The sequence below is a fragment of the Campylobacter showae CC57C genome (assembly GCF_000344295.2).
Taxonomy (GTDB): Bacteria; Campylobacterota; Campylobacteria; order Campylobacterales; family Campylobacteraceae; genus Campylobacter_A; species Campylobacter_A showae_B.
Genome location: NZ_AOTD01000152.1, coordinates 1 through 7,787, shown reverse-complemented (window position 1 = coordinate 7,787; position 7,787 = coordinate 1). Strand labels below are relative to the sequence as shown.

General features: G+C 48.3%; 6 protein-coding genes and 1 pseudogene. 3 read left to right on the top strand and 4 right to left on the bottom strand.

What is annotated here, in order from left to right; translation table 11 throughout:
• Both H740_RS05755 and H740_RS05750 read left to right on the top strand, forming a co-directional pair.
• Positions 1 to 748: pseudogene (locus H740_RS05755) on the top strand (DUF711 family protein); the annotation flags it as partial.
• A 100-nt stretch (positions 749 to 848) separates the two neighbouring features.
• Entirely contained in the window at positions 849 to 1,544 is a 696-nt protein-coding gene (locus tag H740_RS05750) for a hypothetical protein (RefSeq protein WP_002952325.1), read from the top strand.
• A gap of 81 nt (positions 1,545 to 1,625) precedes the next feature.
• Here the strand turns inward: H740_RS05750 and H740_RS05745 are convergent, their stop codons facing one another.
• The 4 genes from H740_RS05745 to H740_RS05730 form a co-directional block, all read right to left on the bottom strand.
• The gene (locus H740_RS05745) at positions 1,626 to 2,516 is read right to left on the bottom strand and encodes an alpha/beta hydrolase (RefSeq protein ID WP_002952324.1); all 891 of its coding nucleotides are present in this window, start codon (positions 2,514 to 2,516) and stop codon (positions 1,626 to 1,628) included.
• Positions 2,476 to 3,327: a radical SAM protein gene (locus tag H740_RS05740; protein WP_034957453.1), complete on the bottom strand. Its 852-nt coding sequence runs from the start codon at positions 3,325 to 3,327 to the stop codon at positions 2,476 to 2,478. The genes H740_RS05745 and H740_RS05740 overlap by 41 nt, the downstream gene beginning before the upstream one ends.
• 233 nt (positions 3,328 to 3,560) lie before the next feature.
• Entirely contained in the window at positions 3,561 to 4,628 is a 1,068-nt protein-coding gene (locus tag H740_RS05735; protein ID WP_002952322.1) for a GGDEF domain-containing protein, read from the bottom strand.
• Positions 4,618 to 5,784 (bottom strand): GGDEF domain-containing protein, encoded by a 1,167-nt coding sequence (locus tag H740_RS05730; protein WP_034957450.1) that lies wholly within the window; start codon positions 5,782 to 5,784, stop codon positions 4,618 to 4,620. The genes H740_RS05735 and H740_RS05730 overlap by 11 nt, the downstream gene beginning before the upstream one ends.
• Positions 5,785 to 5,932: 148 nt before the next feature.
• On the opposite strand from H740_RS05730, the gene H740_RS05725 reads away from it, so the two are divergent.
• A complete protein-coding gene (locus tag H740_RS05725; RefSeq protein WP_002952317.1) occupies positions 5,933 to 7,522 on the top strand; it encodes an ABC-F family ATP-binding cassette domain-containing protein in 1,590 nt (529 codons plus the stop codon).
• Positions 7,523 to 7,787 lie beyond the last annotated feature (265 nt).

The following is a 7,787-nucleotide window of genomic DNA, read 5'->3' as shown; positions in this document are numbered from 1 at the left end:
GCATTTCACGGCGTGGGCGAGGCCGAGGTCGTCATAAACGTGGGCGTATCGGGCCCCGGCGTCGTTAAACGAGCGCTTGAGAAGGTGCGCGGGGCGAGCTTTGACGTGGTAGCAGAGACCGTTAAAAAGACGGCGTTTAAGATCACGCGCATCGGACAGCTCGTCGGTCAAATGGCGTCTGAGCGCCTTGGCGTGAAATTTGGCATCGTCGATCTCTCGCTGGCTCCGACTCCCGCAGTGGGCGATTCGGTCGCGCGCGTGCTTGAGGAAATGGGCTTAGAGCGCGTCGGCACGCACGGCACGACCGCGGCTTTGGCGCTACTAAACGACGCGGTCAAAAAGGGCGGCGTTATGGCGTGCAACCAAGGTAGGCGGGCTTAGCGGCGCGTTTATCCCCGTCTCCGAAGACGAGGGCATGATCGCTGCGGTGCGCGCGGGCTCGTTAAGCTTAGAAAAGCTCGAAGCGATGACCGCAATCTGCTCGGTGGGGCTCGATATGATCGCGATCCCGCAGGATACGCCTGAGCAAACGATCGCCGCGATCATAGCCGACGAGGCCGCGATCGGCGTCATAAATCAAAAAACGACCGCCGTGCGCATAATCCCAAAAGGAAAAGAGGGCGATACTCTGGAATTTGGCGGGCTTCTGGGCAGCGCGCCGGTGATGAGCGTAAATAAAAACTCATCGGCGGACTTCATCGCTCGCGGCGGCCAGATCCCAGCACCCATTCATAGTTTTAAAAACTAAATTTACAAAGTCCGCTCAAATTTGCGGACTTTAATTTATACGCGACGTTTAAATATCTTTTAGTTAAAATAACACCAAAATTTACATTAAGGAGCTATAAGTGAAAATTTTACGTTTTTTAGCGGCGCTTTGTTTTGGCGCGGCGGTGGTAGCATCGGCGGCTGATGACGAAAAGGTAAAAAGCATCGATATTTACGTGACGCCGTACTACTCGGCAAATGCCGGCAAGGCTGAACATGTAAAGGTTTACGACAAGATAGACGGCCTGCTAAAAAGCGGCACGCTAGAGGACTTTAGGAGCGCGAAAAAGATCGTGCAGGACGCTCCGCAGATGGTCACGCCGATGACTCTTTTCGTGCTTTCGGCTCGCGCTTACGATCTTGGCCTGCGCGACGAAGCGGTGTTTTGGTTTTACAACGCTAAAAACCGCGCGATCTTGCTACGAGAGGTTATAAATTTGGACGACGGTAGATTTTTTGAGGTCAAAAGCGCGATAGGAGCGTTTATCAAGCTGGTTGGCGATGTGGTAAATCCATACGCGTTTTGCGATATCAAAAAGCAGCAAGATATCGCCGCAAAATCGCTTGAGTGGAGCAAGGCGAACGTTTACGAAGCTATGTTTTTACCGGAGTTTGCGTCGCCTCACGCAGATAGAAAAGAAGCTCTCGCAAAAGCAATAGAAGCCCTAGAAGCACGCGCGCAAAAAGAAAAAGATTATTTTTTGAATGAGGAAAATTTGGCTAAATTTAAAGCTATGCGCAAGCACAATAGAACCGACGAGAGGTTTTGTTTTTAAGAAGGCAAAGCGGGCTTTAACACCCGTTTTCGTCAAATTTGACCAAGCTAGCCGCGTCAAATTTACCGCTGTAGCCCTGCCCTACTCGTCCAGCCTCTGCGCTAATTTTTCCCAAAGCTCGCTTAGGCCTAGGATATCGTTGTGTCCCGCATTTAGCTCGTAAATTTTATCTCCCGGTTTTAGAAATTTAAGCAACCTGCGCGAGTTATCCACGCCGATTAACTCGTCATGCTCGCCGTGAAATATCGTCACCGGCCCGCCAAAACCGCCGACAAATTCAAAAGTAGGGATTTTGTATTTGATCAAAAATTTAGGCACAAAAGGCATTTTCTCCCGCGCTAGCTCCTCTAGGCCAAAATAAGGCGCGATCAAAACTAGCCGCTTAGCTCCGTATTTCTGCGCCGCGCGAGCCGCTAGCCCGCTACCTACCGAGTACCCGACCGCCGCGACCTCGTCCGCATCATACTCCCGCAAAACCAGCTGCATCATCGCGTCCGCATCCGCGTAAAGCTGCTCCTGCGAGCCTATCTCGCCGCCGCTTTTGCCGTAGCCTCGGTAGTCAAATAGATAAAAATCATAGCCCAAATCCGTAAAATGCCGCGCGTACTTGCCCCAGCCTTGCAGATTGCCCGCATTGCCGTGGAAAAATATCGCTGCGCCGTTTTTCGCTTTTTGTTCGCCGTTCGCATCGCGCGCGTCGCCGTAAATTTGCACGCCGTCCCTACCCTGCGCTAAAAACTTAAGCCCGCTTATCCACGTGCCATCCGCGTCTAGTCTTATCTCCTCAAACGGCCGATCAAAGCTAAAATCATAGTTTTGATCAAGCTTGCTGGGAAAAATATCAGCCTCTCTTGAAAAAAATAAAGTAGCGCCAAAAGCGCGATATATAGGATCAAAACTATAATGCCAAGCCGTAAAATTACGTTCATTTTCACCTTTCAAATTTATCTGCGCCGGATTTTCTCCGCTCAAAAAATATCCTAACTCTCTCGCCGCTCTGGCTTCCGAATTTCTCCTGCGCAGCAAGCCTGATCTCATCCGCCAACCGCTCAAAATAGCCGTCCTCGCCGAAAAGATAAATTTGCTTATAAAGCGGCAAAAACGCGGGGAAAATTCGCCCGATGAAAGCTAAAATTTTATCCCTAAAATTTGGATAGAGGTTTAACCTATCAAACCAAATTTCATCCACCGCGTCGCCGTAGCGGGATATGATATCAAAAACTGGCGTGATCTGCGGGAAAATCGGCGCGACGAAGATATAGGTTTTCACTCCCGCGGCGCGCAGTTTTTTTATCGCTGCGATCCTTGCCGCTACGGAGCTTGCGCGAGGCTCCAGCGTGCGGCGCAGGTTTTCGTCTACCACGCTCAAACTCACGCCTACGCGGACGTTTGGCATGGTTTGCAGCAAGTCTATATCGCGCGTCACGAGGCTTGATTTGGTTAAAATTTGCAGGTTTATATCCGAGCCCGCAACCGCCTCGAGGACTTTGCGCGTAGCTCCAAAGCGCGCCTCGTACGGGTTGTAGCAGTCCGTAACCGAGCTCATAAATACGCGTTCGCCGCCGTGCAAGCCCGCAAATTTAACTAAACTCGCCGCGTCAAACTCCTTCACGTCCAAAAACTCGCCCCACGCCTCCTCGTGCCCGGTGACGCCGTGCATAAACTCGGCGTAGCAGTAGATGCAGCCGTGTGGGCAGCCTACGTACGGGTTGATCGCGTAGCCTCCGCTGCCGATTTTGGAGCGCGAGAGGATATTTTTGGCGCGGATTTTTGCGATGCGCATTTTTGTTTCGGCCTTTGATTGCATGGATTTTGCGTGGGATTTTAGCGAAATTTTACGGGCTCAACTCAAATTTGAACAAATTTGAGCGGCTACGAAAGAATTTTTAAAGCTAGTTTTTTGCCTTCAGCGGTCAAATTTAAACTCATCAAATTTGACTTTGACCGCTAAATTTAACTCAAATTTAAGTAGCCCAAACAATAAAATTTAAATTTGATCCGCTCCCGGAGTAGGTTTTAAAGATAGTTTTCGCCGAAATGCTGAGCGACGACCTTGTTTTTGCCGCTATTTTTGCCTTCGTAGAGCAGCTTATCGGCTTGTTTTATCACGGTTTCCACATCTTTTACGGCTTTGACGTTAAAGTTAACTAGCCCGAAGGTCGCGGACGTCTTAGCGCTTTTGCCTTCAAATTCTAGCTCCGTCTCGGCGATCTTGTGCCTGATACGCTCAAAGGTATGTTCCGAGTTTTCGAGATTTATATCCGATAAAAATATCAAAAACTCCTCGCCGCCCCAGCGATACACCAGATCGCCCTCGCGCAGGCTACTTTTTATCGCGTGCGCGAGGGTCTTTAGCGCCTCGTCGCCAAAGGCGTGCCCGTGGGCGTCGTTTAGTTTTTTAAAGTCGTCGATGTCGCACAGCACGATGCTGGTATCGCCGCTCAAAAACTGCATGCGCGGTACGGCAAAATCATAAAATGCATTTCTATTTAAAAGGCCGGTGAGCGGGTCTTTGTTGGCTAGTTCGCTTAGCCTCTCTTGACGCTCGAGCATATCTTGGCGCAGTTTTGCGCTAAATGTTCTAGAAAAATCAATAACCAAAACAATGACAATCGTAGCAATGATGATAAAATTTAAAACATAAAAAAACTCCGCCTGCGTTCCTGCTAGCTGCGGAGGAGTCTTTGCATAAAAATATAAAAACAAATACGCCGCGCCCTTGGCGTACGCAAAAAAGTTATTTACGCCCTTTGTCGCAAGGCTCGAGAAAAATACCATGGACATGAGGGCTAAGATGATATTTTGAAATCCGTAATCCCAACCAAGAACGAGCGTGCAGATAAAAGCATGAGCAAATATCTCGATCCTAACCGCCGCTACGGCTATCGCGGCCGTTTTTAGATCCCTTGCCATATATACGCAAACGGCATAAAGAGCGACGCTAATGACGTTTAGGCACGCAAGCAAAAGCTGATCTATGTAGATAAAAAGCGCCAGATATATCGCGTGAATAAGCCCAAGCGCCGCAAACATGGCACGAAGCTTGACGTAAAAGCCGTACCTCGCAAAAAGGTTAAGCAGCATCACCGCATCCTTTAAATTTTACGCAGTTTTTACCACTCCTCTTGCCCTCGTACAAAAGCTTGTCCGCGACGATTGCCATCTCGTTTAGATTCATCGCGCGCGCGTTTTCAAACACCGCAGCGCCAAATGTTATGCCTATTTTTTTGCCGTTTGGAGCAGTGAGAGTATTTACATTTTTGAGAACTCTTTTTACCATCTCTTGCGCCGAAACGTCGTCGTGTACTAAAGCCACGAGCAAAAACTCCTCCCCACCCCAGCGGCACAGGATATCTTTTTCGCCGCGTGAGTTTTCGCGTAAAATTTGCGCGATCTCTTTTAGCGTCTCGTCTCCGACGTCGTGCCCGAAGGTGTCGTTGATCACCTTAAAATCATCTATATCGCCAAGCGCGACCAGCACCTTTTCATACGGAAAATGCTCCGCCATCTCGTCAAACTGCTCCTGCGCGTAACGGCGATTGTCAAGTCCTGTTAAAAAATCAAATTTGGATGCGGATTCTAGCTTATCGTTTTGCGAGGCGACCTCGTTTATACTTTTAGCATAAACCGAGTTTAGCGTGCTCGTGCGACGCAAAAATGATACGAATATCGCTGCAAACGTCACCACGAACATTACGCCTCCGCTAGCGCCTAAATTTACGATACCGAATTTATCCCTTAAGATATATAAAACCGCGTAAGCTACTGCTTCAGCGATGATGATGGCGAGCACGGTTCGGTTTTTACCGATAAAAATCAAATAGCTGGTCGCGATACCCCAAATAAAGAAATTTTCGTTGCCGCAACCCCAGCCGTATAAAAATACTCCCAAAAATCCGTGGCATATGACCGTGAGATGGATAAAATTTGCCGCAAAGCCCGGATCGTCATCATGACAAAGCGCTACATAAACGCTAACCGTCGCTAAAAAAATATAAGCAGCTAAAAATGCCGCCGGCACGCGCTGGTAAATAGCAAAAAATAGTAAAAATATCTGCAAGCAAGTAAAAAACCTAAGTAACGGAATAGCAATCGTCGCAAGCGCTTTTTCCTCGGCGCTTTGCTCAAATTTCGCCATCTGTACCCGAGCTTTTAGCTCTTTAAATCTGCTACCGTTTTTCTCGCACTCTCTCTCGTCATGCGAATTTTTTCGCAAGATTTTTCGTGCCGTTTCGGCCATAAGCAAAAAAGCTCCGTTTCTATAAATTTTGGCTCATTTTATCACATTTTTGTTTAAAAGTTTTTTGATCTTAGATAAGTGTTTATACTAATTTTAAACGATTTTTTGGCACAATCTAGGATTTTAAAAGTAAAATTTAAGGGTAAATATGCTTGAAGTCAAAAATTTATTGATGAGATTTAACGCACAGTTGCTATTTGAGGACGTAAATTTAAAACTCACTCGCGGCAACCGCTACGGTCTCATCGGCGCAAACGGCGCGGGAAAATCGACGTTTCTAAAAATCCTTGCAGGCGAGATCGAGGCAAACAGCGGCGAGATCGTCATCGAAAACGGGCTAAAAGTAGGCGTGCTAGGGCAAGATCAGTTCGCATTTGAAAACTTTAGCGTCAAAGACGCCGTGCTATACGGTAACAAACGCCTCTACGACGCAGTCAAAGAAAAAGAAAAGCTCTACATGAGCGAGGAGTTTACCGACGCTATAAACGACCGTCTAGCACAGCTTGAGATGATAAGTGCAGAGGAGGATCCTAGCTACGAGTATGAGGTGCGCATAGAAAAAATACTAAGCTCGCTTGGATTTAGCGACTTTGAAAAGCCGATGAGCGAGGTCGAAAACTCGGATAAATTTAAAGTCCTGCTCGCTCAAGTGCTATTTCCAAAGCCCGACATCCTTTTCCTCGACGAGCCGACCAACAACCTTGACATCGAGAGTATAAAGTGGCTGGAAAACGAGCTAAACCGCCACGAAGGCACGATGGTGCTAATCAGCCACGACCGCCACTTTTTAAACGCGGTTTGCACGCACATCCTAGACGTGGATTTTAAGAAAATCAGGCAGTTTGCGGGCAACTACGATGACTGGTACATCGCCTCGACGCTGGTTGCCAAACAGCACGAGATGGAGCGCGACAAAAAGCAAAAAGAAAAAGAGGAGTTGGAGAAATTTACCGCGCGTTTTTCTGAAAACGCGAGCAAAGCCCGCCAAGCCACGAGCCGCCAAAAGCAGCTAAACAAACTCGACATCGAGGAGATCAAGGTATCAAGCAGACGCGATCCTAGCATACTTTTCCGCACCAAGCGCGACATCGGCAACGAGATCCTAGAGGTGCGCGGTATCAGTAAAACATACGACAAGGTTTTGTTTGAAAATTTTAGCTTCAAGCTCGAAAAGAACGACAAAGTCGCTATCATCGGCGCAAACGGCGTAGGCAAAAGTACGCTGGCTAAAATCATCATCGGCGAGGTAGCTCCAGATAGCGGCGACGTGCACGTGGGCGCGACGATAGAGCCTAGCTATTTCGCGCAGGACACGACAAATAAAATCACCGGCGAGCTGAGGCTCTATGAGTGGCTGCAAGACGAAAACAACAAGGACCTAGACGAGATCCGCAAGTGCTTGGGCAGGATGCTATTTAGCGGCGCCGAGCAGGAAAAATCAGTTGGCAGCCTAAGCGGCGGCGAGAAGCACCGCCTGATGCTAAGCCACCTAATGCTAGAGCGCGGCAGCCTACTCGTGCTAGACGAGCCAAACAACCACCTCGACCTCGAAGCCATCATCGCTCTAGGCGAGGCGCTGTATAAATTCGTCGGCAACGTCATCTGCGTGAGCCACGACCGCGAGCTCATCGACGCCTTCGCTAACCGCATTATCCATCTAAAAGGCAACGGCGAGGTCGTCGATTTTAAGGGAACTTTTGAAGAATACGCCGCGATGAACGAGGGAACGACGGCTTAAATTTTGATTTTGGCTTTGATTTGGCGGGCAAATTTAACGCCCGCCGAATTTATGCGGTAAATTTAGCTCGGTTTTACTGCTTGGATTTTTAATAAATTTTACTCGCGCAGACCCGCACCGCGAAAGTGGTAAATTTGGTTTGGTTAAATTTAGCTTTCCTTGCGTAAAAAACAACCGTTTGAAGTTGTTTTTTACTTTATATAAAGGGGGTGAGGGCTTAAATTACGCTCTGCTAGCAGCTCTCAAAGAGAGTGCAAGCACAAGG

What these genes read in the sequence shown, in the direction of transcription:
- H740_RS05740 (WP_034957453.1), bottom strand. Translation starts at nt 3,327, where the DNA reads ATGCGCATCGCAAAAATCCGCGCCAAAAATATCCTCTCGCGCTCCAAA.
- H740_RS05735 (WP_002952322.1), bottom strand. Translation starts at nt 4,628, where the DNA reads ATGCTGCTTAACCTTTTTGCGAGGTACGGCTTTTACGTCAAGCTTCGT.
- H740_RS05730 (WP_034957450.1), bottom strand. Translation starts at nt 5,784, where the DNA reads ATGGCCGAAACGGCACGAAAAATCTTGCGAAAAAATTCGCATGACGAG.
- H740_RS05725 (WP_002952317.1), top strand. Translation starts at nt 5,933, where the DNA reads ATGCTTGAAGTCAAAAATTTATTGATGAGATTTAACGCACAGTTGCTA.